This window comes from Citrobacter sp. Cpo061 (assembly GCF_030332845.1).
In the GTDB taxonomy this organism is placed as follows: Bacteria; Pseudomonadota; Gammaproteobacteria; order Enterobacterales; family Enterobacteriaceae; genus Citrobacter; species Citrobacter portucalensis.
In genome coordinates this window covers 247,233-272,569 of record NZ_JAOWHB010000054.1, presented here as the reverse complement: position 1 = coordinate 272,569, position 25,337 = coordinate 247,233, and the positions used below count along the sequence as shown (strand labels likewise).

At 52.7% G+C, this 25,337-nt stretch carries 25 protein-coding genes and 1 tRNA gene; 13 read left to right on the top strand and 13 right to left on the bottom strand.

What is annotated here, in order from left to right; genetic code table 11:
• Positions 1 to 7: 7 nt before the first annotated feature.
• From napC to OGX97_RS21460, 9 genes are all read left to right on the top strand, one after another.
• Positions 8 to 610, top strand: a complete 603-nt coding sequence (napC, locus tag OGX97_RS21500; protein WP_003027548.1) for a cytochrome c-type protein NapC — start codon at positions 8 to 10, stop codon at positions 608 to 610.
• A 20-nt stretch (positions 611 to 630) separates the two neighbouring features.
• Positions 631 to 1,251: a cytochrome c biogenesis heme-transporting ATPase CcmA gene (gene ccmA / locus OGX97_RS21495; RefSeq protein WP_008785298.1), complete on the top strand. Its 621-nt coding sequence runs from the start codon at positions 631 to 633 to the stop codon at positions 1,249 to 1,251.
• On the top strand, positions 1,248 to 1,907 hold the full coding sequence (gene ccmB / locus OGX97_RS21490) for a heme exporter protein CcmB (RefSeq protein ID WP_003027542.1): 660 nt from the start codon (positions 1,248 to 1,250) through the stop codon (positions 1,905 to 1,907). The genes ccmA and ccmB overlap by 4 nt, the downstream gene beginning before the upstream one ends.
• Positions 1,908 to 1,983: 76 nt before the next feature.
• Complete coding sequence (locus tag OGX97_RS21485) at positions 1,984 to 2,721, top strand: heme ABC transporter permease (protein ID WP_008785297.1); 738 nt, start codon at positions 1,984 to 1,986, stop codon at positions 2,719 to 2,721.
• The gene (gene ccmD / locus OGX97_RS21480; RefSeq protein WP_020996676.1) at positions 2,718 to 2,930 is read left to right on the top strand and encodes a heme exporter protein CcmD; all 213 of its coding nucleotides are present in this window, start codon (positions 2,718 to 2,720) and stop codon (positions 2,928 to 2,930) included. The genes OGX97_RS21485 and ccmD overlap by 4 nt, the downstream gene beginning before the upstream one ends.
• Positions 2,927 to 3,406, top strand: a complete 480-nt coding sequence (ccmE, locus tag OGX97_RS21475; RefSeq protein WP_003834619.1) for a cytochrome c maturation protein CcmE — start codon at positions 2,927 to 2,929, stop codon at positions 3,404 to 3,406. Before ccmD ends, ccmE begins: the two co-directional genes overlap by 4 nt.
• The gene (locus tag OGX97_RS21470) at positions 3,403 to 5,358 is read left to right on the top strand and encodes a heme lyase CcmF/NrfE family subunit (protein ID WP_286592726.1); all 1,956 of its coding nucleotides are present in this window, start codon (positions 3,403 to 3,405) and stop codon (positions 5,356 to 5,358) included. The genes ccmE and OGX97_RS21470 overlap by 4 nt, the downstream gene beginning before the upstream one ends.
• The gene (gene dsbE, locus OGX97_RS21465; RefSeq protein WP_003834613.1) at positions 5,355 to 5,912 is read left to right on the top strand and encodes a thiol:disulfide interchange protein DsbE; all 558 of its coding nucleotides are present in this window, start codon (positions 5,355 to 5,357) and stop codon (positions 5,910 to 5,912) included. Before OGX97_RS21470 ends, dsbE begins: the two co-directional genes overlap by 4 nt.
• Positions 5,909 to 6,958, top strand: coding sequence for a cytochrome c-type biogenesis protein CcmH (locus OGX97_RS21460; protein WP_071444664.1), 1,050 nt, complete (start codon positions 5,909 to 5,911; stop codon positions 6,956 to 6,958). The genes dsbE and OGX97_RS21460 overlap by 4 nt, the downstream gene beginning before the upstream one ends.
• A 96-nt stretch (positions 6,959 to 7,054) precedes the next feature.
• Here the strand turns inward: OGX97_RS21460 and narP are convergent, their stop codons facing one another.
• The 4 genes from narP to OGX97_RS21440 all read right to left on the bottom strand — a co-directional run bounded on the left by narP (position 7,055) and on the right by OGX97_RS21440 (position 10,082).
• Positions 7,055 to 7,702 (bottom strand): nitrate/nitrite response regulator protein NarP, encoded by a 648-nt coding sequence (narP, locus tag OGX97_RS21455; protein ID WP_003834605.1) that lies wholly within the window; start codon positions 7,700 to 7,702, stop codon positions 7,055 to 7,057.
• A gap of 209 nt (positions 7,703 to 7,911) precedes the next feature.
• Positions 7,912 to 7,988 (bottom strand) — tRNA-Pro (locus OGX97_RS21450).
• A 74-nt stretch (positions 7,989 to 8,062) separates the two neighbouring features.
• Entirely contained in the window at positions 8,063 to 9,823 is a 1,761-nt protein-coding gene (yejM, locus tag OGX97_RS21445) for an LPS biosynthesis-modulating metalloenzyme YejM (RefSeq protein WP_057066518.1), read from the bottom strand.
• 31 nt (positions 9,824 to 9,854) lie between these two features.
• The gene (locus tag OGX97_RS21440) at positions 9,855 to 10,082 is read right to left on the bottom strand and encodes a YejL family protein (RefSeq protein ID WP_003027506.1); all 228 of its coding nucleotides are present in this window, start codon (positions 10,080 to 10,082) and stop codon (positions 9,855 to 9,857) included.
• A gap of 134 nt (positions 10,083 to 10,216) precedes the next feature.
• On the opposite strand from OGX97_RS21440, the gene yejK reads away from it, so the two are divergent.
• Entirely contained in the window at positions 10,217 to 11,224 is a 1,008-nt protein-coding gene (gene yejK / locus OGX97_RS21435) for a nucleoid-associated protein YejK (protein WP_048234884.1), read from the top strand.
• A 120-nt stretch (positions 11,225 to 11,344) separates the two neighbouring features.
• Here the strand turns inward: yejK and rplY are convergent, their stop codons facing one another.
• Positions 11,345 to 11,629: a 50S ribosomal protein L25 gene (gene rplY / locus OGX97_RS21430; RefSeq protein WP_003027502.1), complete on the bottom strand. Its 285-nt coding sequence runs from the start codon at positions 11,627 to 11,629 to the stop codon at positions 11,345 to 11,347.
• A gap of 124 nt (positions 11,630 to 11,753) precedes the next feature.
• Positions 11,754 to 13,514, bottom strand: a complete 1,761-nt coding sequence (locus OGX97_RS21425; protein WP_279850742.1) for a DEAD/DEAH box helicase — start codon at positions 13,512 to 13,514, stop codon at positions 11,754 to 11,756.
• A gap of 151 nt (positions 13,515 to 13,665) precedes the next feature.
• Between OGX97_RS21425 and rsuA the strand changes: the two genes are divergently transcribed.
• The 3 genes from rsuA to OGX97_RS21410 all read left to right on the top strand — a co-directional run bounded on the left by rsuA (position 13,666) and on the right by OGX97_RS21410 (position 16,257).
• Entirely contained in the window at positions 13,666 to 14,373 is a 708-nt protein-coding gene (gene rsuA / locus OGX97_RS21420; RefSeq protein ID WP_008785291.1) for a 16S rRNA pseudouridine(516) synthase RsuA, read from the top strand.
• A 15-nt stretch (positions 14,374 to 14,388) separates the two neighbouring features.
• The gene (locus OGX97_RS21415; RefSeq protein ID WP_003834584.1) at positions 14,389 to 15,579 is read left to right on the top strand and encodes a Bcr/CflA family multidrug efflux MFS transporter; all 1,191 of its coding nucleotides are present in this window, start codon (positions 14,389 to 14,391) and stop codon (positions 15,577 to 15,579) included.
• 333 nt (positions 15,580 to 15,912) lie between these two features.
• Positions 15,913 to 16,257 (top strand): YejG family protein, encoded by a 345-nt coding sequence (locus OGX97_RS21410; RefSeq protein WP_085951589.1) that lies wholly within the window; start codon positions 15,913 to 15,915, stop codon positions 16,255 to 16,257.
• A 3-nt stretch (positions 16,258 to 16,260) separates the two neighbouring features.
• Here the strand turns inward: OGX97_RS21410 and yejF are convergent, their stop codons facing one another.
• The 7 genes from yejF to OGX97_RS21375 all read right to left on the bottom strand — a co-directional run bounded on the left by yejF (position 16,261) and on the right by OGX97_RS21375 (position 25,310).
• Positions 16,261 to 17,850 (bottom strand): microcin C ABC transporter ATP-binding protein YejF, encoded by a 1,590-nt coding sequence (yejF, locus tag OGX97_RS21405; RefSeq protein ID WP_279850743.1) that lies wholly within the window; start codon positions 17,848 to 17,850, stop codon positions 16,261 to 16,263.
• 1 nt (position 17,851) lies between these two features.
• Positions 17,852 to 18,877, bottom strand: a complete 1,026-nt coding sequence (locus tag OGX97_RS21400) for an ABC transporter permease (protein WP_003834577.1) — start codon at positions 18,875 to 18,877, stop codon at positions 17,852 to 17,854.
• The gene (locus tag OGX97_RS21395; protein WP_103285562.1) at positions 18,877 to 19,971 is read right to left on the bottom strand and encodes a microcin C ABC transporter permease YejB; all 1,095 of its coding nucleotides are present in this window, start codon (positions 19,969 to 19,971) and stop codon (positions 18,877 to 18,879) included. The genes OGX97_RS21400 and OGX97_RS21395 overlap by 1 nt, the downstream gene beginning before the upstream one ends.
• Entirely contained in the window at positions 19,972 to 21,786 is a 1,815-nt protein-coding gene (locus OGX97_RS21390; RefSeq protein WP_111465321.1) for an extracellular solute-binding protein, read from the bottom strand.
• A gap of 100 nt (positions 21,787 to 21,886) precedes the next feature.
• The gene (locus OGX97_RS21385) at positions 21,887 to 23,446 is read right to left on the bottom strand and encodes a cyclic di-GMP phosphodiesterase (protein ID WP_103285560.1); all 1,560 of its coding nucleotides are present in this window, start codon (positions 23,444 to 23,446) and stop codon (positions 21,887 to 21,889) included.
• Between the two features lie 167 nt (positions 23,447 to 23,613).
• Positions 23,614 to 24,183, bottom strand: coding sequence for a bifunctional murein DD-endopeptidase/murein LD-carboxypeptidase (gene mepS, locus OGX97_RS21380; RefSeq protein WP_003834567.1), 570 nt, complete (start codon positions 24,181 to 24,183; stop codon positions 23,614 to 23,616).
• 413 nt (positions 24,184 to 24,596) lie between these two features.
• Positions 24,597 to 25,310, bottom strand: coding sequence for a phosphatase PAP2 family protein (locus tag OGX97_RS21375; protein WP_048215899.1), 714 nt, complete (start codon positions 25,308 to 25,310; stop codon positions 24,597 to 24,599).
• Between the last annotated feature and the right edge of the window lie 27 nt (positions 25,311 to 25,337).

Sequence of the window (25,337 nt, the reverse complement as noted above, 5' to 3'; positions counted from 1 at the left end):
GGTCATTATGGAAAATTCTAACCGTAAACCAGGCTGGATTAAGCGCGTCTGGCAATGGTGGCGTCGCCCCAGCCGTCTGGCGCTCGGCACGCTGTTGTTAATCGGCTTTGTGGGCGGCATTATTTTCTGGGGCGGCTTTAATACCGGTATGGAAAAGGCCAATACAGAAGAGTTCTGCATTAGCTGTCACGAAATGCGCAATACGGTATACCAGGAATACATGGAAACCGTACACTACAACAACCGCAGTGGTGTGCGAGCGACTTGCCCTGATTGCCACGTCCCGCATGAGTGGGGCCCGAAAATGATTCGTAAGATCAAGGCCAGTAAAGAGCTGTACGCGAAAGCACTGGGGCTGATAGATACACCGCAGAAATTTGAAGACCATCGTTTGACGATGGCGCAAAATGAGTGGCGGCGTATGAAAGATAATAATTCGCAAGAGTGCCGAAACTGTCACAACTTCGAGTTTATGGATTTAACCGCCCAGAAAGGCGTTGCGGCCAAAATGCACGACCAGGCCGTGAAAGACGGGCAAACCTGTATTGACTGTCATAAAGGGATAGCGCACAAACTGCCTGATATGCGCGAAGTCAAACCGGGCTTTTAACAGGATGTAGATAACCAGGTATGCTTGAAGCCAGAGAATTACTTTGCGAGCGAGATGACAGAATACTGTTCAGCAATCTGTCATTTCGCGTCAACGCAGGGGAATGGGTACAAATTACCGGCAGCAACGGCGCAGGGAAAACTACTCTGCTGCGGTTGCTTACCGGGCTGGCGCGTCCCGATGCAGGGGAGGTTTGCTGGCAAGAGCAGCCGCTGCATCACGTGCGGGACAGCTACCATCAGCAACTGCTGTGGATCGGACATCAGCCGGGGATAAAAACCCGGCTTTCGGCGTTGGAGAACCTGCGTTTCTTCCATCATGACGGCGACATTGCACAGTGTCTGGCTGCGCTGGCACAGGCGGGACTTGCCGGATATGAAGATATTCCGGTGAACCAGCTCTCCGCCGGACAACAGCGGCGCGTGGCGCTGGCCCGTTTGTGGCTGACCCGCGCCCGGCTGTGGATCCTCGATGAACCCTTTACCGCCATTGATGTGAACGGCGTTGAGCGACTGACTCAGCGTATGGCGCAGCATACGGAGCAGGGCGGTATTGTTATTCTCACCACCCACCAACCGCTCAATGTCGAAACCGATAAAGTGCGACGTATTGCGCTGACCAGCGAGAGGGCAACGCAATGATGTGGCGAATCTTCCGTTTAGAACTGCGAGTTGCGTTTCGTCATAGTGCGGAAATCGCCAATCCTTTATGGTTCTTCCTGATTGTTATTACGCTGTTCCCCCTAAGCATTGGGCCGGAGCCGCAGCTACTGGCGCGCATTGCGCCGGGCATCATTTGGGTTGCGGCGCTGCTGGCGTCATTGCTGGCGCTGGAACGCCTGTTTCGTGATGATCTGCAGGACGGCAGCCTTGAGCAACTGATGCTGCTGCCGTTACCGCTACCGGCCGTGGTGCTGGCGAAAGTGATGGCGCACTGGGTCGTGACCGGCCTGCCGCTGTTGATTCTCTCGCCGCTAGTGGCGCTGCTGCTGGGCATGGATATGTACGGCTGGAAAATTATGGCGCTGACGTTGTTACTCGGAACGCCGACGCTGGGCTTCCTCGGTGCGCCGGGTGTGGGGCTGACGGTGGGCTTAAAGCGCGGCGGCGTGTTGTTAAGCGTGCTGGTGCTCCCGCTCACCATACCCTTACTGATTTTTGCAACCGCCGCGATGGATGCGGCTTCTATGCACTTACCGGTTGAAGGGTACATGGCAATTCTGGGCGCGTTGCTGGTCGGCAGCGCCACGTTAAGCCCGTTTGCCACAGCCGCGGCGTTACGGATAAGCGTGCAGTAACGAGAATTAGATGTGTAGGCCGGGCAAGGTGCTCTGGCACAACGGATTTTAATTTATGGAGTCTGGTGACTGAACTATGTGGAAAACACTTCATCAATTGGCGATGCCCCCTCGGCTCTATCAGATCTGTGGCTGGTTTATCCCGTGGCTGGCGATTGCCAGCGCGGTGGTACTGATAACGGGATGGGGCTGGGGCTTTGGTTTTGCGCCTGCGGACTATCAGCAGGGACAGAGCTATCGCATTATTTATCTGCACGTTCCGGCGGCAATCTGGTCGATGGGCATTTATGCCTCGATGGCCGTTGCCGCGTTTATCGGCCTGGTCTGGCAGATGAAAATGGCCAATCTGGCGCTGGCTGCGATGGCGCCGATTGGTGCAGTGTTTACCTTTATTGCGCTGGTGACGGGCTCCGCATGGGGCAAACCGATGTGGGGAACCTGGTGGGTCTGGGATGCCCGACTCACCTCTGAACTGGTGCTGCTGTTTCTCTACGTGGGTGCCATTGCGCTGTGGCATGCCTTTGACGACCGCCGTCTGGCAGGTCGTGCCGCCGGTATTCTGGTGCTGATTGGCGTGGTCAACTTACCGATTATCCACTATTCGGTTGAGTGGTGGAATACGCTGCATCAGGGTTCTACCCGCATGCAGCAAAGCATCGATCCGGCGATGCGTACGCCGCTGCGTCTGGCGATCGTCGGCTACCTGTTACTGTTTGTCACGCTGGCGCTGATGCGCATGCGTAACCTGATTTTGATGATGGAAAAACGCCGCCCGTGGGTGAGCGAACTGATCTTAAAAAGAGGCCGCCAATGACCCCTGCATTTGCATCATGGAGTGATTTTTTCGCGATGGGCGGCTACGCCTTGTATGTCTGGCTTGCCGTAGCGATGAGCGTTATCCCGCTGGTGGTGCTGGTACTGCATTCCGCGTTACAACATCGCGCAATTTTACGCGGTGTGGCGCAGCAGCGGGCGAGAGAAGCGCGTATGCGTGCGGCGCAAGTGCAACGGGAGGCGGCGTGAATATTCGACGTAAAAATCGGTTATGGATAGCCTGTGCGGTACTGGCGGGTCTGGCATTGACCATTACGCTGGTGCTTTATGCGCTGCGTTCTAATATTGACCTGTTCTATACGCCGGGAGAGATACTCTACGGTAAGCGCGAAACGCAGCAGATGCCCGAAGTCGGTCAGCGCCTGCGCGTGGGCGGAATGGTGATGCCCGGTAGCGTAAAGCGCGATCCGCAGTCGTTGAAGGTGAATTTCAGTATCTATGACGCCGAAGGTGTGGTGGATGTCACCTACGAAGGCATTCTGCCGGATCTGTTCCGCGAAGGGCAGGGTGTCGTTGTTCAGGGCGAACTGGACGAAGGAAATCATGTGCAGGCCAAAGAGGTTCTTGCCAAACATGATGAGAATTACACCCCACCGGAAGTCGAAAAAGCGATGCAGGAAAACCATCGTCGCCCGGAAAGTGTTTATAAGGATAAAACGTCATGATGCCTGAAATTGGCAATGCGCTGTTGTGCCTTGCGCTCGGCGTGGCGTTACTACTGTCGGTCTATCCGCTGTGGGGCGTAGCGCGCGGCGACGTGCGAATGATGGCCTCCGCGCGGCCTTTTGCCTGGGTTCTGTTTATCTGCGTGATGGGGGCGTTCCTGATTCTGGTCAACGCCTTCGTGGTTAATGACTTTACCGTCACCTACGTTGCCAGCAACTCCAATACCCAGCTTCCGGTCTGGTATCGGGTGGCAGCAACCTGGGGGGCCCATGAAGGCTCTCTGCTGCTATGGGTTTTGCTGATGAGCGGCTGGACGTTCGCCGTTGCGGCATTCAGCCAGCGTATGCCGCTGGACATCGTTGCCCGCGTGCTGGCGGTAATGGGGATGGTAAGCGTTGGCTTTCTGCTGTTTATTCTGTTTACCTCCAATCCGTTTGCCCGTACGTTGCCCAACTTCCCTATTGAAGGGCGCGACCTGAACCCGCTATTGCAGGATCCGGGACTGATTTTCCATCCGCCGTTACTGTACATGGGGTATGTCGGCTTCTCCGTGGCCTTTGCGTTTGCGATTGCCGCGCTGATGAGCGGACGACTGGACAGTACCTTCGCCCGTTTTTCGCGTCCGTGGACGCTGGCGGCGTGGGTGTTCCTGACGCTGGGTATTGTGCTCGGTTCGGCCTGGGCCTATTACGAGCTGGGCTGGGGCGGTTGGTGGTTCTGGGATCCGGTTGAGAACGCCTCGTTTATGCCATGGCTGGTGGGAACGGCGCTGATGCACTCGCTGTCGGTAACCGAACAGCGTGCCAGCTTTAAAGCCTGGACGCTGCTGCTGTCAATCTGCGCATTCTCGCTTTGCCTGTTAGGTACTTTCCTGGTGCGCTCCGGCGTGCTGGTATCGGTGCATGCCTTCGCCTCCGATCCGTCGCGCGGGATGTTTATTCTGGCCTTTATGGTATTGGTGATTGGCGGCTCCCTGCTGCTGTTTGCGGTGCGCGGTCACAAGGTCCGCTCACGGGTGAACAACGCGCTGTGGTCGCGTGAATCTCTGCTGTTGGGCAACAACGTTCTGCTGATTGCCGCCATGCTGGTGGTGCTCTTGGGCACGCTGCTGCCGCTGGTGCACAAACAGCTGGGTCTGGGCAGCATTTCGATTGGCGAACCGTTCTTCAACACCATATTTACCTGGCTGATGGCGCCGTTCGCGCTGTTGCTGGGAATTGGGCCATTAGTGCGTTGGGGCCGTGACCGACCGCGTAAACTGAAAACGTTACTGATTATCGCGTTTGTCACCACGCTTGTTCTGTCGCTGCTGCTGCCGTGGTTGTTTGAGGATCGCATTGCCGCTATGACGGTGGTAGGGCTGGCGATGGCATGCTGGATATTCGTGCTGGCGATGTCCGAAGCGTTCCTGCGTGTTTCCCGCGGAACGAAGTTAACACCAAGCTATTGGGGCATGGTGTCGGGCCACGTTGGGCTGGCGATTACTATTGTCGGTATTGCCTTCAGCCAGAACTACAGCGTTGAACGCGATGTGCGTATGAAAGCGGGTGATAGCGTCAGTATCCATAACTATCAGTTCACGTTCCGCGAAGTGAAAGATATTACCGGACCTAACTACCGGGGTGGTGTCGCCATTATTGGCGTTACCCGAGATGGTAAACCGGAAGCCACGCTGCATGCGGAAAAACGCTTCTATAACAGCACCAGTTCGATGATGACCGAAGCGGCAATTGACGGCGGATTCACGCGCGATCTGTACGCCGCGCTGGGTGAAGAACTGGATAACGGCGCATGGGCTGTGCGTCTGTACTACAAACCGTTTATTCGCTGGATTTGGGCCGGAGGATTGCTGATGGCGCTGGGCGGATTGTTCTGCCTGTTTGATCCACGCTACCGTCAGCGCGCGCGTCCTCGCGCAGCGGTGCAAAAAAATGCGTCGGAGGCTGTATGAAGCGCAACGCACTGTTAATTCCGTTTATTATTTTTCTGATCATTGCGGCGGCGCTGCTGTGGCAGCTGGCGCGTAACGCTCAGGGAGACGATCCCACGAATCTGGAATCGGCGCTGATCGGCAAACCCGTTCCGACATTCCGCCTGGAGTCGCTGGAGAATCCGGGTCAGCATTATCAGGCCGATGTGCTGACCCAGGGCAAACCGGTACTGCTGAACGTCTGGGCGACCTGGTGCCCGACCTGTCGCGCCGAACATCAGTATCTGAACCAGCTATCTGCACAAGGCGTGCGGGTGGTGGGTCTGAACTATAAAGACGATCGTCAGAAAGCCATTGTCTGGCTGAAAGAGCTGGGCAATCCTTACTCATTAAGCCTGTTTGACGGCGACGGTATGCTCGGTCTGGATCTTGGCGTGTACGGCGCGCCGGAAACGTTCCTGATCGACGGTAAAGGTATTATTCGCTATCGCCATGCCGGTGATTTGAATGCCAGGGTGTGGGAGAGCGAGATCAAACCGTTGTGGGATAAGTACAGTAAGGAGGCTGCGCAATGAGATTTTTACTGGGCCTGCTGATGCTGATTATCTCGGGATCTGCGCTGGCGACCATCGATGTGATGCAGTTTAAGGATGAAGCGCAGGAGCAGCAGTTCCGTCAGCTTACCGAACAGCTGCGCTGTCCTAAATGTCAGAACAACAGTATCGCCGATTCTAACTCGATGATTGCCACTGACCTGCGCCAGAAAGTGTACGAACTGATGCAGGAAGGGAAAAGCCAGAAAGAAATTGTCGACTACATGGTGGCGCGCTACGGCAACTTCGTCACCTACGATCCGCCGTTGACGCCGCTTACAGTGCTTTTGTGGGTGATGCCGGTGGTAGCGATTGGTCTGGGCGGCTGGATTATTTTTGCCCGTACTCGCCGACGCGTCCGGGTGAAGCTGGAAGAGTTTCCTGACGACGTTATCCCGGATGGCAAACGCGGTGGATTTGGGTTGTTTGTGCCCGGCATCGTGGTGGCGCTGATCGTTGGCGCGGTAAGCTATTATGAAACCGGCAGCTATAAGCAGGTTCAGGTCTGGCAGCAGGCCACCGCTCAGGCTCCGGCGCTGCTGGAACGCGCGTTGGATCCGAAAGCTGACCCGCTCAATGAAGAGGATATGACACGTCTGGCGCTGGGGCTGCGTACGCGTTTACAAGCCGATCCTACAAACGTTGAAGGTTGGATCATGCTTGGGCGTATTGGCATGGTACTCGGTAACGCCAGTACGGCCACTGAAGCCTATGCCAATGCCTATCGACTGGATCCTAAAAACAGCGATGCGGCGCTGGGTTATGCGGAAGCACTGACCCGTTCATCCGATCCTGACGATAACCGCCGGGGAGGGGAGCTGTTACGCCAGCTGGTGCGCGGCGAGCATGCCAACGTGCGGGTTCTCAGCATGTACGCGTTTAACGCTTTTGAACAGCAGCGCTTCGGCGAGGCGGTTGCGGCGTGGGAGATGATGCTGAAATTATTACCGGCCAATGATACCCGTCGGGCGGTGATAGAACGCAGCATTAAGCAGGCGATGGAGCAGCTAACGCCGCAGGAGAAGTAAGAGTCCAGATTACCCGAAGGCGTGCTGCTTTCGGGCCTGTGCGAGCTTTGTAGGCCGGATAAGACGCTGCTGCGTCGCCATCCGGCATCTCATTGATTACTGCATGCCGCGCGTTTGCAAAAACAGGATAGTGGCAGCAACGCGAGAACGCACATTGAGTTTGCGCAGCAGGTTGCGAATATGCACCTTCACCGTCTGTTCAGAAATATTCAGCACTGATGCAATCTGTTTGTTCGACAGTCCCTGAGCAAGTTCATGCAATACATCCAGCTCGCGTTCGGTGAGAATGCTGAATGGATCTTCCTGCGCACCAAACAGGTCACGTTCGCGCAGATATTCGCTAACGCGAGCGCTAAACGCTTTACCACCTTTGGCACCGTTACGAATAGCCTCCAGCAGGACTTCAGGATCGCTATCTTTCAGTAAATAACCATCCGCGCCGGCATCAATTAAGGCGTACACATCGCTGGCGGCATCCGATACGGTAAGAATAATAATTTGCGCGGTGACGCCGTCCCGACGCAGCGCATTCAGGGTGTCCAGCCCGCTCATACCTTTCATATTGAGATCCAGCAGGATCACATCAAGGTCCAGACGGTTTGCCAGATCGATAGCACTTGCGCCGTCGCCAGCTTCAGCGACTACGTCAAATGCGGGATCCAGTTGCAATAATTGACTAATTCCCCGCCGCATGAGTGGGTGGTCGTCGACAATCAGCACCCGAAAAGGCGTTACTTCAGGCATACTATTCTCCTGAGCTTTTATTAGTATCATTATTGTTTTCAGCGCATCAATCGTCCAGATTCATCGCGCTGATGAGAGGATGAATTTTACCCCATTTTGTGCATGGGTAAGTAGTAAAACCTGTGCTGAAGGCTGCTGTAAAACTCAGGAATGCGGAATCGCAGACATAAAAAAAACCAACCGCAAGGGTTGGTTTTTTTAGGGATTTTTGGTCGGCACGAGAGGATTTGAACCTCCGACCCCCGACACCCCATGACGGTGCGCTACCAAGCTGCGCTACGTGCCGACGCTATGGCTGCTAATACTACTGCTTTCCGCTACGAATGCAAGAGGATGCCTCACTAACTGATTTATAATTAATCAGTTAGCAATAAATCGTTTCTCATCCGTCAGAACCTGTAGCAGCAGGCTGAGCTGCGGTTTCTGATCTTTTATTTTCTCGCCACGTAAATCATAGGTCTGATAATTTCCGTTGTTGTTCAGCACCAGCGTCATCTCTGGCGTAGTCACGGCCATCGTGCTGCCGTCAGCGGCGGTCACCCAGTAATGACGACGTGTAGCATTGAACAAATCCTGCCCCTGCGAGTATTCGTTAGCCGGCGTGCTGACATGCAGCAGGCGCTGCATCAGCGTCGTCATCAGGTCTGTATGATCGGTCAGGCTATTGATACGCTGGGCAGGTGTTCCCGGCCAGTGAATCACCAGAGGAACCTGCAGATGACCGCGCGACCAGGCAAAGTTGTTCTCTTCCTGAGTCAGCGGCACACCGCGGCCAGCGGTAATAATCACCACCGTGTTGTCCAGTTTACCCGAGTCGCGCAGGGCGCTAAGAACACGGTTAATATTGGCATCCACATCCTGAGCGGCGCTGGCGTAGCGTTTGGCAAAGTTCTTCTGGTTACTGTCATCAAGGTTTGTCCCGTTAAAGGAGACCCAGGAGAACCAGCGATTATCTTCCTGCGCGTAGCGTCCCAGCCAGTTAATCCATTGGCTTGCGGTTTGCTCATCAGATTGTGTTTGCACGCTCGGCATGGAGAAGTCTGACAGCAGCGCCTGGCGATAAAGCGGGCTGGTAAAGCCATCCGAGGAGAATAGTCCTAACTGATACCCTTGCTGGTTCAGTGCAGAGATCAGCGCCGCAGGCGTTCGGGTCGACAAAATGCCGTCCATGTAGCTTGGCGATACACCATAGAACAGGCCAAAGATCCCGTTATCCGTGGTGTTGCCTGAGCTCATGTGACGTGTAAAGGAGATATTCTGCCCGGCGAACTCAGCCAGCGCAGGCATCTGTTTTTCAAAGCGTGAGTAGTTCAGGCCGTCTACGGTGATCAGCAGAACGTTCTGACCGGTGCCCAGATCGCGATAGTGCAGTTCGCTGAGCGGGTACTGCACGGAAACCGCTTCCGGATTACCCTGTTCGATCAGGCGACGCTGATACTCTTGCGCATCCAGCAGGCCATGTTTTTCCAGAAACTTACGCGCCGTCATCGGGTAGGAGAGCGGCAGGTTTGCGCGCTGCATGGTAATCGGGCGATAGAAATTGGCATCTGCCCAGATATACACCACATGCGAGGCGATAAAAGAAACGAAGAAGAATGCCGCTAACGGTTTTGCGAAATGGCGACGACGCGTCAGGCTGCGCAGCTTTTGCCAGCTCCAGGTCGCAAACAACATTTCTATTAACAGGATAACCGGCACGCTGATAAACAACAGTTGCCAGTCACGCGCCGCTTCGTTCTGGTCAGGATTAATGACCAGTTCCCAGACTATCGGGTTAAGGTGCAGGTGGAAGCGGGTGAAAACTTCGCTGTCGATTAACAACAGCGTCATGCCAGCTGTCGCCAGAATAGCTGATAAGAATCGCATCAGCCTCTGGGACATGACGATAAACGTCAGGGGAAACAGGATTAGCAGATAGGTGGCAAACACCAGAAAGCTAAAATGCCCGACAACGCTCAGGTAGGAATATACACGACCTGCAAGGGTTGTCGGCCAGTCGGCGACAAACAGGTAACGGCTACCGAGAACCATGGCCAACAGAATGTTGAACAAGGCAAACCAGTGCCCCCAGCTAACCATCTGGGAGACTTTCTCACGGTAGCGCTGACGATGAGTTACCATAAACTATTGTTCGTTTCCCCGGAGCAGGCTCTTAATGCGCTTGGTCGTCGTTTACCGAAGACTGCAATGCGCGGGCAAAAGAGTTGGCAATCGCCTGGCGCTGGGCCGGTGCGATGCTTGTATTGATAAGGTTAGTCACCATGTTTCCCAGAACCATCAGGGAAAGGTCGGTCGGCGCCTTATGTTTTTCCAGTACGTTGAGCATCTCATTCAGCAGTTGTTCAACGTGTTCGTCACTATAGCGGGAAATTTGTGGCATAAATCGAAATCAGTCTGTTCATGAAAGGGCAACATATTACCGTACAGACAGTTTTTTTTCTGCTTTTTTATCTTCTATTGCGTCACTGCCCGGCAGGTGGTTGAATACCGCCCGGTCTAAAAGGAGAGTTTATCATGAGTCTGGATATCAACCAGATTGCCCTGCACCAGCTTATCAAACGTGACGAGCAGAACCTTGAGCTGGTCTTGCGCGATTCATTACTGGAACCGACAGCGACGGTTGTCGATATGATGGCTGAGTTGCATCGGGTGTATAGCGCCAAGAATAAAGCCTATGGCCTGTTTAGCGAAGAGAGTGAACTGGCGCAAACGCTGCGTTTACAGCGTCAGGGCGAAGAGGATTTTCTGGCATTTAGTCGTGCCGCGACCGGACGCTTGCGGGACGAGCTGGCGAAATATCCTTTTGCCGACGGCGGCATTGTCCTGTTCTGCCATTACCGCTATCTGGCGGTAGAGTATCTGCTGGTCGCCGTGCTGAACAATTTAAGCAGCATGCGCGTCAATGAAAATCTGGATATCAACCCGACGCACTATCTGGATATCAATCATGCGGACATCGTGGCGCGTATTGATTTAACCGAGTGGGAAACCAATCCGGAGTCCACACGCTATCTGACGTTCCTGAAAGGGCGGGTAGGGCGCAAAGTCGCCGATTTCTTTATGGATTTCCTCGGTGCCAGCGAAGGTCTGAACGCCAAAGCACAAAACCGTGGCCTGCTGCAGGCGCTCGATGACTTTACCAATGAGGCTCAACTCGATAAAGCCGAACGCCAGAACGTGCGTCAGCAGGTGTACAGCTACTGTAACGAGCAGCTGCAGGCTGGTGAAGAGATCGAACTGGAGTCGCTGTCTAAAGAGCTTTCCGGCGTCAGTGAAGTCAGCTTCAGCGAATTTACCGCTGATAAAGGCTACGAGCTGGAAGAGAGCTTCCCTGCGGATCGCAGTACGCTGCGTCAGTTAACCAAATTTGCCGGCAGCGGCGGTGGGTTAACCATTAACTTCGACGCTATGTTACTGGGTGAACGTATTTTCTGGGATCCGGCGACGGACACCTTGACCATCAAAGGTACGCCGCCGAACCTGCGCGACCAGCTGCAGCGCCGCACGTCTGGCGGGAAATAAAACCGTGTGCCGGGTGAGAGCGTTAACGCCTTATCCGGTCGACGAGAACCATCAGTATCGATGACAAAACCCCATAAAAAAACCCCGCCTTGGCGGGGTTTTTCTTCAACTTGTTTGCGATTACGCGCGAACGAAGTCGATGTGGGACAGCTTCGGCTTGAACGGGTGACGCTGTACAGCCTGAGCTTTAACTTTAACTTCTTTACCGTCAACAACGATGGTCAGAACTTCGCTGTAGAATTCAGCTTTAGCTTGCATGTTCATAACTGCATCGTGATCCAGTTCGATAGCAATCGGGGCTTCTGCGCCACCGTAGATGATTGCCGGGAACTTGTTAGCGGCACGCAGGCGGCGGCTCGCACCCTTACCCTGCTCTTTACGTACTTCAGCGTTGATAGTAAACATTTAAATCTCTCTTTAATAATTCCTGCTACAGGCGACCCAGCAACAGGTAAGTGATCTGCTTTGCGTATGCAAAAGCGGGCGAGATTCTATACTCAAACGGCTGGTACATCAATCAAAAGTACGATTAACCGCGTAATTCATGTGCCCGACGAAAGCGTCCTTCATAATCGAAGACCTTTTCACGGACCTGCCAGTACTGACCTTTCATGCGCGCCACCACGAAATCAGGATGCCGTAACAACGCCTGCTGATTGAGGATATCGGCGGCGGTTATCCAGCGTAAGGGTATACCGGGTGTTCGGGTGTGCGGGCGAATAAACAGTTGTTCTAAGGCCGTACGCTGCGCGGGAGTGTGCAGGCGAAAGCGTTCGCTGACGTCAGCGCCATCTTCATCGTAATAGGTGATTTTCAGCCATTCGCCTTTATCATCCTGCCCGTTTTGTAACACCATACCACTACAGCGCAGGACCAGCGCATCTTTGAGCCTGAGCGCGGCTTTCAGCATGTCATCCGGGTCAACCAGCACCGTGTCGCACTCCCGACAACGGCGGGCAGCAATGTCATTTTCCGCGTTGCACTGTGGACAGTTTTTAAAACGGAAACGAAAATCGCACTGTTCGCGATGGCCGTCATCATCTTCAAACCATCCCTGGCAGCGGCGGCCAAAATGTTCAATCAGCGTGCCGTCTGCCGTGGTTTTGCCCCAGAAGGTGTTTGCAAATCCGCAGGCAGGACAGAACACCTGTACCGGAACGTTGTCGCTTTTCCCTTTCGGAGCACCCACTTCCGGTGCGTACAGATCGTGCGGGTTGCCGGCATAATCGAGGATCAGACAGTCGGTTTTACCCGGTGCAAGGCGCAACCCGCGACCGACAATTTGTTGGTAAAGGCTAACTGACTCCGTCGGGCGCAGAATGGCGATAAGGTCAACGTGCGGGGCATCAAAGCCGGTAGTCAGGACCGACACATTCACCAGATAGCGAAAGCGCTGGGCTTTGAACTCTTCAATCAGCACGTCGCGCTCAGCGCCTGGCGTATCCCCAGTGATTAGCGCGGCGTCGTCAGCGGGCAGCAGGCCCAGAATTTCTTTGGCGTGCTCAACGGTGGCGGCGAAAATCATCACCCCTTTGCGGGTTTGGGCAAACTCGACAATCTGGCTGATGATATGCGGCGTTATTCGTTGCTGCTTTTTCAGCTCCTGATTCAGATCCGCTTCGCTAAACAGGCCGTTACTCTGCGCCTGCAGGCGACTAAAGTCATACTGCACGACCGGCATGTCGAGGCGTTCTGGCGGCGTCAGGTAGCCGTGTTTAATCATGTAGCGCAGCGGTAATTCATAAATGCAGTCGCGAAACAGCGCTTTTTCATCGCCGCGCACCATACCATGATAATGAAAATGATAAATCCAGCCCTTGCCCAAACGAAAAGGTGTGGCGGTAAGCCCGAGCAGACGTAAGTGGGGATTTACTTTAGTCAGGTGAGTGAGGATTTGCTGATACTGACTCTCTTCATCATCGCCAATACGATGACATTCATCGACGATCAGCAGGGAGAATTCACCCTGAAAGGCGTCCAGATTACGCGCTACCGACTGTACGCTGCCAAAGACTACTTTCCCGTGGCTCTCTTTACGCTTCAGGCCTGCGGCAAAAATATCGGCTTCCAGCCCCAGCGCACAATATTTGGCATGGTTTTGTGCGACCAGTTCTTTGACGTGCGCCAGTACCAGTACGCGACCACGTGCCACGCGGGCCAGTTCAGCAATCACCAGACTTTTGCCCGCGCCGGTTGGCAGGACGATAACCGCCGGGGTGCGGTGGTGGCGAAAATGGTTGAGCGTGGCGTCCACGGCTTCTTTTTGGTACGGGCGAAGAGTAAAAATCATGAGCTCATTAAGGTAAACAGCAACAATGTATAGTATGCCATGAATCATTTCCCTTGAGGGATGGTGTAACACCGCTATACTGGGCGGATAATAGTCCCACTTTTCGGGCGTAAACCCGCTTCTCGTATTTTTACAGGCAAAAATCACACTCATGCGACTTGATAAATTTATCGCTCAGCAACTCGGCGTCAGCCGCGCTATTGCCGGGCGTGAGATCCGTGCTAACCGCGTTACCGTCGACGGTGAAATCGTTAAAAACAGTGCCTTTAAGCTGCTACCAGAACACGACGTCGAATATGACGGTAATTCCCTGGTTCAACAAAATGGCCCGCGCTATTTTATGCTGAATAAGCCTCAGGGTTATGTTTGCTCAACGGATGACCCGGATCATCCGACGGTGCTTTATTTCCTTGATGAACCGGTTGCCTACAAATTGCATGCGGCAGGGCGTCTGGATATCGACACCACCGGACTGGTACTGATGACCGATGACGGACAGTGGTCGCATCGTATCACCTCTCCTCGTCACCATTGTGAGAAAACCTATCTGGTGACGCTGGAGTCGCCAGTGGCAGACGATACCGCCGAGCAGTTTGCCCATGGCGTACAGTTGCATAATGAAAAAGACCTGACCAAACCGGCTGTTCTGGAGGTCATTACGCCAACTCAGGTGCGATTGACCATCAGCGAAGGGCGTTATCATCAGGTAAAACGTATGTTTGCCGCGGTGGGTAACCACGTTGTGGAACTGCACCGTGAACGAATTGGTGACATCAGGCTTGATGACGATCTGGAGCCGGGTGAATACCGTCCATTGACCGAAGAAGAAATCGCCAGCGTTAACTTAACCCCGCGTTAATTTCAGGAGCTAAATGTGACCACCCGGCAGAACTCGTCAATTGCCATAGTCTTTATCCTTGGCTTGTTAGCCATGCTGATGCCGTTGTCGATTGATATGTATCTTCCGGCGCTACCTGTTATCTCAGAACAGTTTGGTGTGCCTGCGGGTAGCGCGCAGATGACCCTCAGTACCTATATTCTGGGGTTTGCAGTGGGGCAGTTGCTCTATGGCCCAATGGCTGACAGCATTGGGCGCAAGCCGGTGATTCTGGGCGGAACGCTGGTGTTTGCGGCGGCGGCAGTGGCCTGCGCACTGGCGCAAACTATTGATCAACTGATCGTGATGCGTTTCTTCCACGGTCTGGCTGCCGCGGCGGCGAGCGTGGTTATCAACGCCCTGATGCGCGATATCTATCCGAAGGAAGAGTTCTCACGCATGATGTCATTCGTCATGCTGGTCACGACAATTGCGCCCTTGTTGGCACCTATCGTGGGTGGTTGGGTGCTGGTATGGCTTAGCTGGCACTATATCTTTTGGATCCTCGCCATGGCGGCTGTTCTGGCGTCGGTGATGATCTTTACGCTGATCAAAGAGACCCTGCCTGTAGAGCGTCGCCAGCCGTTTCGCCTGCGTACCACTATTGGCAACTTTGCCTCGCTGTTTCGTCATAAACGAGTGCTGAGCTATATGCTGGCCAGCGGGTTCAGCTTTGCCGGGATGTTCTCGTTTCTGAGCGCCGGACCCTTTGTTTACATTGAGATCAACCACGTTTCACCGCAGCATTTCGGTTATTACTTCGCATTGAACATCGTATTCCTGTTCGTGATGACTATCATCAACAGCCGCTTTGTGCGTCGGGTTGGGGCATTGAATATGTTCCGTACCGGTCTGTGGATCCAGTTCGTGATGGCGGGATGGATGGTCTTTAGCGCACTGTTTGGGCTGGGGTTCTGGGCTCTGGTCGTGGGCGTTGCGGCGTTTGTTGGCTGTGTATCGATGGTGTCATCAAACGCCATGGCGGTTATTCTGGATGAATTTCCGCATATGGCGGGAACGGCGTCATCGCTGGCTGGGACATTCCGCTTTGGCATTGGCGCCATTGTCGGGGCCCTGTTGTCTCTGGCGACCTTTAACTCGGCCTGGCCAATGATATGGTCGATCGCATTTTGCGCTACCTGCTCAATTCTCTTCTATCTTTACGCCAGTCGCGCTCAAAAACGGTGATCTATTACACAACCTGGGGGCCATAAGGTCTCCAGAGTTGATGTACATCAACCGCAAATCTATCATTTCCCCCGCTTATGTTTATTTTATGTAAAATCAATTTATGTAAAAAGTCACATCATTGTAGTTAAAAAGGTTGAGTTAGATCGCAGAAACGAGTACATATAGCCCGGAAATATGCCAGAACCGTTGAATAAATTTAATTACTGGGTTCTGTAAGCAGCATAAGTACTGGATGTAAACGTTTACCAACTGTCTAAAGACGTATTGTCAATGATGTGTTAATATTGATGTAAAATAATTGTGAAGTGATTGTGCTTCCAGGGAAAGAAAGTGATGACATTACAACTCTCAATCGTTCATCGTCTGCCGCAGAGCTATCGTTGGTCGGTGGGTTTCGCAGGTTCGAAAGTTGAACCGATTCCGCAAAACGGTCAGAGTAATGAGAACAGCCTGGTGGCACTCAAATTGCTCAGTCCTGATGGTGACAGCGCGTGGTCAGTCATGCATAAGCTCAGCCAGGCACTCAGTGATATCGAGGTTCCTTGTTCCGTACTGGAATGTGAAGGGGAGCCGTGCCTGTTTGTGAATCGCCAGGACGAATTTGCCGCGACCTGCAGACTGAAAAACTTCGGCGTGGCTATCGCAGAACCGTTTTCAAACAACAATCCTTTTTGAGCGTCAGCTTAGCGCGAGCAGCTGACGCGTATAGGCCTGCTGTGGTGCGTTAAAGACGTGCTCGCATTGCCCTTGCTCCACGACCTCTCCCTGACGTAGCACAATAACCTGATGGCATAATGCGCGTACTACGTGCAAATCATGGCTGATAAAAATATAAGCCAGCCGATGCTTTTCCTGTAAGGATTTTAACAACATCAGGATTTGCGCCTGTACGGTCCTGTCGAGCGACGATGTTGGTTCATCCAGAATGATCAGGGAAGGTTTGAGAATCAATGCTCTCGCAATAGCAATGCGTTGGCGTTGTCCGCCAGAAAACTCCGCAGGATAACGATGTCGCGTTTCGCTATCCAATCCCACTTCCGCCATTACCGCTTTCACCTGTGCCTCGCGTTGTTCGGCTGACAGGGTAGGCTGATGAACGCGCAACCCCTCCTCGATAATCTGTAGCACGCTCAGGCGTGGGTTCAGCGAGGAGTTGGGATCCTGAAATACCACCTGAATACGGTGACGGACCGGCAACAGCTGGCGTCGATTTAAGGTATGCAGTGCCAACCCATCGAACACAATGCTTCCCTGCGAGGTGATTAACCGCAGAAGCGCCAGTCCGGTAGTGCTTTTTCCGGAGCCTGACTCTCCCACCAGCCCCAGCGTTTCACCGGGCCGGAGGGAAAAACTGACGTCGTTAACGACGACGTTGTGGTCCACCACGCGTTTCAGGATACCTTTGCGGATAGGAAAGGCGACGCGGAGTTTTTCCACTTCTAGCAACGGAGCTTGCCCGACAGGTAAAGGTACCGGGTCGCCGGAAGGTTCGCTGTTTAACAATTTCTTCGTGTAGGGATGCGTTGGCGCAGTGAGCAACTGTGCTGCTCTATTTTGCTCAACGCACTGGCCGTTTTGCATGACCGCCACGGTATCGGCCAGTTTTTTCACAATGCTCAGGTTGTGGGTGATGAACAGTAATCCCATGTTCAGTTCGCGCTGTAGTTCCCTCAGCAGTTGCAGGATCTGTGCCTGGACGGAAACGTCCAGCGCGGTAGTCGGTTCATCGGCAATAAGCAGCTCAGGTCGTGTCAGCAGTGCCATGGCGATCATCACGCGCTGGCGTTCACCGCCGGACAGTTGGTGCGGGTAATCTGCGAGACGTTTGGCTGCCTGACGGATGCCTACGCGATCCAGGCAGGTCAGGATTTCTGCCCGCGCCGCATCCCGACGCATTCCCCTATGCAGCGACAGCACTTCATAAAGCTGTTTTTCCAGATTGTGGAGCGGGTTCAGTGACACCATCGGCTCCTGGAAAATCATGGCGATTTTATTCCCCCGTACGCCGCGAAGCGTCTGCTCGTTGGCGTGAAGTAATGATTCACCATGAAAACGGATGTCCCCGGAAGGGTAAACTACCGGAGGGGACGGTAACAACCGTAGGATAGAAAGCGCGGTCACGCTTTTCCCCGAGCCAGACTCGCCCACCAGCGCCAGCGTTTGTCCGGCATCAACCCGTAGTGAGAGGGCATTGACTACGGTGCGCACGGTCTCTTGTTGACGAAAACCTACCGATAAATTTTCAATGGCTAACAGAGGTTGTGTCATTTTAAATCGCCTTGTTGGGATCAAACGCATCGCGTACCGCTTCACCAATAAAGATCAGTAGCGATAGTAGCAGGGCAACGGAGATGAACGCGGTGATGCCAAGCCACGGTGCCTGCAGGTTGTTTTTACCCTGCAACAGGAGTTCTCCCAGTGATGGCGAGCCAAGCGGTAAACCGAACCCAAGAAAATCCAGTGAGGTCAGAGTAGTTATCGAGGCGCATAAAATAAACGGTAAAAAAGTCAGGGCCGCGACCATCGCGTTGGGCAGCATATGACGCAGAATAATACTGCGATCGCTTACGCCTAGCGCTTGAGCGGCTCGAATGTAATCAAAGTTTCGGGTACGTAAAAATTCCGCGCGCACCACGCCAACCAGGCTCATCCAGCCAAACAGTACGGTAATGCCCAGCAGCCACCAGAAGTTAGGCTGGACCACGCTCGACAATAGGATGATGAGAAACAGCGTTGGCATTCCTGACCAAACTTCAATGAATCGTTGCCCCCACAGGTCCACCTTGCCGCCATAATAGCCCTGAATTGCGCCAGCCATAATGCCCATCACGCTCGAACAGAGGGTGAGCATTAGACCAAACAAGACAGAAATACGTGTGCCGTAGAGGATGCGCGCCAGTACATCACCGCCGTTGGCGTCTGTTCCCAGCCAGTTTTGTGCGGAAGGCGGGGAAGGGAAGGGCTTATCGGTGGCAAAGTTAATGCTGGTGGCCCCAAAGCGTATTGGTGCCCACAGGATCCAGCCCTGGTTTTCCAGGCGCTGTTGTAGCCACGGGTCCTGATAATCAGCCTGAGTCGCCAGCGGTCCGCCGAAGTCGCTTTCACTGTAGTTTTTGAACAGGGGGAAATACCAGCTATTGTCGTAGCGCACCAGTAGCGGCTTATCATTGGCAATCAGTTCTGAACACAGGCTAAGACCGAACAGCACCAGAAAAATCCACAGCGACCAGTAGCCGCGACGGTTGTGGCGAAAGCGCGCCCAGCGGGCCTGATTGACGGGGCTTAATCGCGACATTATCGTCCCTCAAAATCAATACGAGGATCGACCAGCGTATAGCTGATGTCGCTGAGGATATTCAGCAGCAGACCGATCAGGGTGAAGATATAAAGCGTGCCAAACATTACCGGGTAGTCGCGTGATACGGTGGATTCATAACCCAGCAATCCCAGGCCGTTAAGCGAAAACATCACTTCAATCAGCAGTGAGCCGGTAAAAAACATGCTGATAAACGTTGCCGGGAAGCCGGCGATCACCAGCAACATGGCATTGCGAAACACATGTTTCCACAGAATATTTTTCTCGCTGACCCCTTTAGCGCGTGCGGTGACGACATATTGTTTGCGCACCTCATCCAGAAATGAGTTCTTGGTCAGCATAGTCAGCGCGGCAAACCCACCAACCACCGTCGCCAGCACCGGCAGGGTAATATGCCAAAGGTAGTCGGTTACTTTCTGATACCAGGGCAGGGAGTCAAAATTGGCCGAAACCAGCCCGCGAAGCGGGAACAGGTCGTAGTAGCTTCCCCCGGCAAAAAAGACGATCAGCAAAATGGCAAACAGAAAGGCCGGTATGGCATAGCCGACAATAATAAATGCGCTGCTCCAGACATCAAACCGGCTGCCGTTATGCACCGCTTTGCGGATCCCAAGCGGTATCGACACCAGATAGATGATGAGCGTACTCCACAGCCCCAGCGTGACGGAAACAGGCAGGCTGTCTTTGATAAGCGTCAGCACCGAGGCGCTACGAAACAGGCTGTCACCGAAATCGAAACGAATGTAATCCCAGAGCATTTTGAAGTAACGCTCATGAATGGGCTTATCGAACCCATAGCGGCGAGTGATTTCGGCGATCACTTCCGGGTCCAGACCCCGGCCGCCTCGATAATTACTGTCGCTGATGTTACCAACGCCGGTTTGCGCGTGGCTGGCGCGAACGCCTTCGCTACCCGCGCCGGGTAATGCCCCGCTTTGCCCGAACTCAATGGCGGCGACGGCCTGTTCAACCGGGCCGCCTGGGGCAATTTGCACGATAAAAAAGTTGATGGTGATGATGGCCCAAAGCGTTGGGATCACCAGCAGTAGACGTCGAATCAGATACGCGCCCATTTATTCTCCCTGTCGTCTGGCTGCGGGCAGTTTCGCCGCTTTGTTGACGTCATACCACCAGTTGTCGAGGCCAATGGTGTAAATTGGGCGAATAGCAGGATGTGAAAATTTATCCCACCAGGCGATGCGATCCTCTGCCATAAACCACATCGGCAACATGTAGTAGTTCCAGGTTAATACCCTGTCCAGTGCCCGGCCTAGTGGGATCAATTTGGCTTTATCACCTTGTGCCGCGATGATTTGGTCGATCAGTTTATCAATCACCGGGCTTTGTACGCCGGGGGCGTTGTAGCTGGAATCAATATATTGAGAGGCCCACAGAATTTGCAGGTCCGAACTCGGCCACGGCATCGCGCGATACAACCTCGGCATCATGTCATAGTCGCGACTGCGCAGGCGGTTCGTGATTTGTGAGTTATCCACCTGGCGGATATTCATGGTAATACCTAAGCGCTGCAGGTTATGCTGGAACGGCAGCACCCATTGACTGTTGCTGCCCGCCGGGAGCAACAGTTCAAAGCTCAGAGGTTTACCGCTGGCGCTGTTTACCCGCTGCTGACCCTTTAGTACCCACCCGGCCTGCTCCAGTAAGGTATCGGCTTTCAACAGGTTGTCGCGATCGTAGCCATCGCCTTTTGATTTTGGCGGCTGATAGATTTGGCTAAAGACCTCAGAGGGGAGATCTTTTTTCAAGGGCGCGAGTATCACCAGCTCATCTGCGTCGGGGTATTTTGTCGCGGCATATTCGGTATTCTGAAAATAGCTGTTGGTCCGGCTCCAGGCATTATAGAACAGCGCTTTATTCATCCATTCAAAATCAAAGGCCAGCGTGATGGCTTCCCGTACCCGTCGGTCGCTGAATACCGGACGCTGAATATTAAATGCCAGCCAGCGGGTATCCTGCGCGGACTCGTTTTTTTGCTCATCTTTGATGATGTAATGATTCGCGAAATTTTTCCCGGTATAACGCGTCGCCCAGTTTTTGGCATCATTTTCAAGACGCAGATCAAACGCACCGGCCTTAAACGCTTCAAAGGCGACGTTATCATCCAGATAGTAGTCGTAGCGGATGGTATCAAAGTTCCAGCGTCCACGATTGACGGGCAGATTAGCGGCCCAATAATCTTTGACGCGCGAATAGACAATATACTGGCCCATCTTCCATTTCGTAATGCGATAAGGGCCGCTGGCGAGCGGTGGCGATGATAAGGGATCGCTGAGCTTATGATCTTTCCAGTACTTCTCTGGCATCACGGGTAATGAAAACAGGCTGAGCATGTCCTCTTTACCCGGTTTGGCTAATTCAATGCGTACGGTTAATGGCGCGATGGCTTTTACCGTTGTTCCCTTGTAGACCAGACGAAACTGCGGCACGCCTTCAGTCATAAATTTGTGGAAGGTGAATGCGACGTCGCGGGCGGTAATGGGTGAGCCATCGTGAAAACGCGCTCGTGGATTAATGGCAATTTCTACCCAGGAATAGTCGTTAGCATAGCGTGCGCTGTCGGCAATGAGCGGGTAATAGCTACCAGGTTCATCGTCAGAGGTGGTAAACAGCGTATCGTAAAGCGTTTCGGTACGTGCGCCGGGGTTACCGCGCATCGCATAGCGGTTAAAGTTGTCAAACGTGCCAATGGCGGACAGGGTGATTTGACCCCCTTTAGGGGCTGCGGGATTCACATAATCGAAGTGATTAAAGTTAAATGCGTACTTCGGTTCACCCAGTACGGCAAAAGCATAGCTTTCTTTGATGGATTGCGCCTGGGCGCTAAACCCGATGAGGGTAATAAACAGAAGCAGTACGCGAGGGATCATATAAAAGCGATTTCCTTTTCCTGCCACAACCCGACGGGCATCATGCCTGAAAGATAAGGGATGTAGCGGCGAGTGAGAGTATATGAATCGCATACTGCGATCACCACGTCGGCTTATTGGGTTGCGCCATCCAACGCACAAAATCAGCAAGCTTTAATGGTCGGCTAATCCAGTATCCCTGGAAAAAATGCACCCCACGATCGCGCAGCCAACGGGCTTGCTCAGGAGTTTCTACCCCTTCCGCAACCGTCAGCATATTAAGACGTTTAGAAAGTGTCAACACGGCGTCCAGAACCGGAGAGGTCAGGGTTTCTGTTCCAATGGCGTTAATAAACCCACGATCGATTTTCAGGTAGTCAACGGTAAAGCGTTCCAGATAAATAAGCGCGCTATGGCCGGTGCCAAAATCATCAATCGCAATTTCAAAACCTGCGGAATGCAGCCATTCAAATAGCTTTGTGGCCTCGTTCTGATTGAGCATATCTCGTTCAGTGATTTCCAGCACTATCTGAAAATAGTTTGCGGGAAGTGAAGCGTGCAGGTGCCGGATGTCGTCTTTAAATGTCTCGCCATGCAGATGCGATGGCGCGATATTGATCCCCAATTTTGCGCCAGCGGGTAACACTTTTTGCAGCGCCGGGGCATCCTGGGCGATCAACTTAAAGAGATGCTGAGTCAGCGGGACAATCATTTTCTGTGATTCAGCGTAATGAATAAAGGCATCCGGTGGGATCTCGCCCGTTGTTGGGTGATTCCAACGTAACAGGACCTCGACGCCTTTCACTTCCAGCGTTTGCATCTCTACGACGGGCTGGTACACCACATAAAACTGGTTATGCTTGATGGCGTTGAGGATATCTTTGCCTGGGCGTAAACGGATGCTGTAGATGTAGTACCAGAGGAGAAGGGCGGCAATAATCCCGGCCATACATCCCAACAAAATAGAATACCAGACGTCGGTATAGTTCCACTCTTGTGCGTATAAGCGAATTTTAAGCGGGATCCCTTCAAGAGTGGCCTGCCGCCAGGAGGTATGAGGAAGAGCGGAGACATCGATGATTCGCGATGAGAATGTCGAAATTGCGGTATTACCGACGATAATCGCAATACCGTCAAAATCATCCTGCCGGGCGGTATAGAGTAGGTAAGGTGCCAGATTGATATTCAGTGAGGTAAATACGCCGCTATCGTTGAACGACGCGTTTCGGTGCCAAATCATGATCGCTGGTTTGTCCGGCATCATGGGCGTACCGGGAAGTAATTCCACATCAATATTTCTGCTGATATCGAGGTTCGGGATCAAATCTAAAATCGGAGTGAACATGGAACCTGTTGCGGAAGAGCAGAAAGCGATACCGTCTTTTACCAGTAAGAAAGCGCGAACGTTCAGGCTAAAGGCTGCACTGGAGGTCAGTTTAGCGCCAACTTGTTGGCAACTGTTGGCAACCAGCGGCTGAAGGGCATCGGTGGTGGTTTTGAGGTCGGTAAAGTAGCTGCTGACGTAATTCTGGATATCGGCAAGGAGCGTGTCGTACTTAACTTCTCGTTTATGCCAGGTGACGAAAAACTGCAGGGTACTCACGAGTATTGCGACGATAAGCCCCGTTAACATACAGGAAAGCAGGATTTTCCGACCGGATGAAGAAGAGCGTCTGAACATAGATCCTTATTTTACCTGATTTAACCGCTTACTCTGTATGAATATAACCTGAAATGACTCATGTTGTGAGATTTTTCTTAGTCGCAGGGTGAAACAAAAAAGCACCGCCGAAGCAGTGCTTTTGGAATGTCTCATCAGGATAGCCAAGGGATAGCTGCCAAACGAAACTAACTGCGGCTCAGAACCCGGCGAGCTTCGTTGTAACGTTTTTTCCAGTAAGGCTCGTTCATGCTGGAAATGATAACGCCACTGCTGGTCGAGGCATGTACAAACTGGTTGTTACCGATATAAATACCGACGTGACGGCCAGTAGAACCAGCACGGAACAGAACCAGATCGCCTGTGCGCAGATTAGTGCGCGAAACGGATTTTCCCGTTTCCTGTTGTTCATAGGTTGAGCGCGGAAGCTCTAAACCAAATTGCTCGCGGAATGTACGCTGCACGAAGCTTGAGCAATCAATACCTTTTTTGGTGCTGCCGCCAAGGCGGTAACGCACGCCTTTCCAGTCAGCATACTGGTCCATAATACGTGATTTAACATCGATATTACGTACCATATTTTCAAATTCATCCTGAGAGGCTTGCAGTGAAGAGTTATCTCCATTGCCCACAGCATGCGTCTCAGAATGCATATTCTTGGCGGTGTTCGTTGTGCTACATGCAGAAAGCAGAACCGCAACTGCTATCGCGGGTATGCCCCGCAAGATATATCTCAAAATCGGTTGAGATTTGACCATTTTGTTTGTTTTCCCTTGAAGTCCTTAACGATAAATATCGTTATAAAAAATGCCAAACGTGACGAGACTAATTACCATCGCACGATGAGACAATTCCTTAAGGTCAAATCTGTGGCAGAACGCACAAATTTATTCTGAAAGGGAATAATTATCCCGCGAGGCAAAACGAGTTCGAGATTACCCGATCGTTCCGGTCAATGCGAGTGATTTTACGTGATTTCTTATAAGAAAAATTGATACAGAAAGTGAATAAACGGCATTGTCTAAATTAAGAACAGTTAGGGCAAAAAATACGCAACCTACTCATTTTAAACATGAATAAGATGACAGGAGAATGACAATCAGAATGATGAAATATTGCCCAGCATCATCAGGGAATCAGAAGTATCCCTGATGATGTTAATTACTCTGCGTTATTTGTTTAAAAATTGTTTGTTTTTGCCGGGTAGATAATTCACGAACAGAGTGACTAATCGGTCGCTTAATGGCGTCATTAGCCACCAGGGAAGGCCAATCAAGACCACCGTCATGGAACCAACCACGATATCGGTGAGCCAGTGGGCGCCAATCATTACGCGCGGGAAGGCAAAAACCACAGCAATAATAAGGCCGATTATTCCTGCGACTTTTCCGAAATAACGCAGCATGAATGCGGAAAAAATAAGCAGCATCATGCCGTGATCGCCAGGAAAACTGTCTTTCGACGCATCCTTGGTCGGAATATGCAGCAGTTCGCTGACGCGATAAATATTATCCAGCATAAGCGTGGGGCTGGCGCGTTTAACGGGAATAAGCGCCTGGCCCAGTTGGTTTAATACCACTGCAGTGAGCAGCATAACCAAACCAATTGCCACAATGCGTCTGCGACCTTCCGACGTCTCTTTGAGCCAAAAGTGCAGCATCAATGCGCCCATAGCCAGCAATGAGCAGCCATCAAATGCCCGATTATTAGTGATAGCAACAACCCATAAGAACAGTGGGCTTTCAATCAATTTGTGATTAAAAAATCGGAAGACGCCCGTATCGAGTGAAGACCAGAACCCATGCCCGGCTGGAATATACCAGGACAGAAACAGTGCCAGGCCCGCAATATTAAGCAGGAGGATTAAAGGGTATCGGGTTTTCATCGTCGTTTACCATTGCTAAAAACGAAG

Coding starts and splice junctions, on each gene's coding strand:
- napC (WP_003027548.1), top strand. CDS start 8: ATGGAAAATTCTAACCGTAAACCAGGCTGGATTAAGCGCGTCTGGCAA.
- ccmA (WP_008785298.1), top strand. CDS start 631: ATGCTTGAAGCCAGAGAATTACTTTGCGAGCGAGATGACAGAATACTG.
- ccmB (WP_003027542.1), top strand. CDS start 1,248: ATGATGTGGCGAATCTTCCGTTTAGAACTGCGAGTTGCGTTTCGTCAT.
- OGX97_RS21485 (WP_008785297.1), top strand. CDS start 1,984: ATGTGGAAAACACTTCATCAATTGGCGATGCCCCCTCGGCTCTATCAG.
- ccmD (WP_020996676.1), top strand. CDS start 2,718: ATGACCCCTGCATTTGCATCATGGAGTGATTTTTTCGCGATGGGCGGC.
- OGX97_RS21470 (WP_286592726.1), top strand. CDS start 3,403: ATGATGCCTGAAATTGGCAATGCGCTGTTGTGCCTTGCGCTCGGCGTG.
- dsbE (WP_003834613.1), top strand. CDS start 5,355: ATGAAGCGCAACGCACTGTTAATTCCGTTTATTATTTTTCTGATCATT.
- OGX97_RS21460 (WP_071444664.1), top strand. CDS start 5,909: ATGAGATTTTTACTGGGCCTGCTGATGCTGATTATCTCGGGATCTGCG.
- narP (WP_003834605.1), bottom strand. CDS start 7,702: ATGCCTGAAGTAACGCCTTTTCGGGTGCTGATTGTCGACGACCACCCA.
- yejM (WP_057066518.1), bottom strand. CDS start 9,823: ATGGTAACTCATCGTCAGCGCTACCGTGAGAAAGTCTCCCAGATGGTT.
- OGX97_RS21440 (WP_003027506.1), bottom strand. CDS start 10,082: ATGCCACAAATTTCCCGCTATAGTGACGAACACGTTGAACAACTGCTG.
- yejK (WP_048234884.1), top strand. CDS start 10,217: ATGAGTCTGGATATCAACCAGATTGCCCTGCACCAGCTTATCAAACGT.
- rplY (WP_003027502.1), bottom strand. CDS start 11,629: ATGTTTACTATCAACGCTGAAGTACGTAAAGAGCAGGGTAAGGGTGCG.
- OGX97_RS21425 (WP_279850742.1), bottom strand. CDS start 13,514: ATGATTTTTACTCTTCGCCCGTACCAAAAAGAAGCCGTGGACGCCACG.
- rsuA (WP_008785291.1), top strand. CDS start 13,666: ATGCGACTTGATAAATTTATCGCTCAGCAACTCGGCGTCAGCCGCGCT.
- yejF (WP_279850743.1), bottom strand. CDS start 17,850: ATGACACAACCTCTGTTAGCCATTGAAAATTTATCGGTAGGTTTTCGT.
- OGX97_RS21400 (WP_003834577.1), bottom strand. CDS start 18,877: ATGTCGCGATTAAGCCCCGTCAATCAGGCCCGCTGGGCGCGCTTTCGC.
- OGX97_RS21395 (WP_103285562.1), bottom strand. CDS start 19,971: ATGGGCGCGTATCTGATTCGACGTCTACTGCTGGTGATCCCAACGCTT.
- OGX97_RS21390 (WP_111465321.1), bottom strand. CDS start 21,786: ATGATCCCTCGCGTACTGCTTCTGTTTATTACCCTCATCGGGTTTAGC.
- OGX97_RS21385 (WP_103285560.1), bottom strand. CDS start 23,446: ATGTTCAGACGCTCTTCTTCATCCGGTCGGAAAATCCTGCTTTCCTGT.
- mepS (WP_003834567.1), bottom strand. CDS start 24,183: ATGGTCAAATCTCAACCGATTTTGAGATATATCTTGCGGGGCATACCC.
- OGX97_RS21375 (WP_048215899.1), bottom strand. CDS start 25,310: ATGAAAACCCGATACCCTTTAATCCTCCTGCTTAATATTGCGGGCCTG.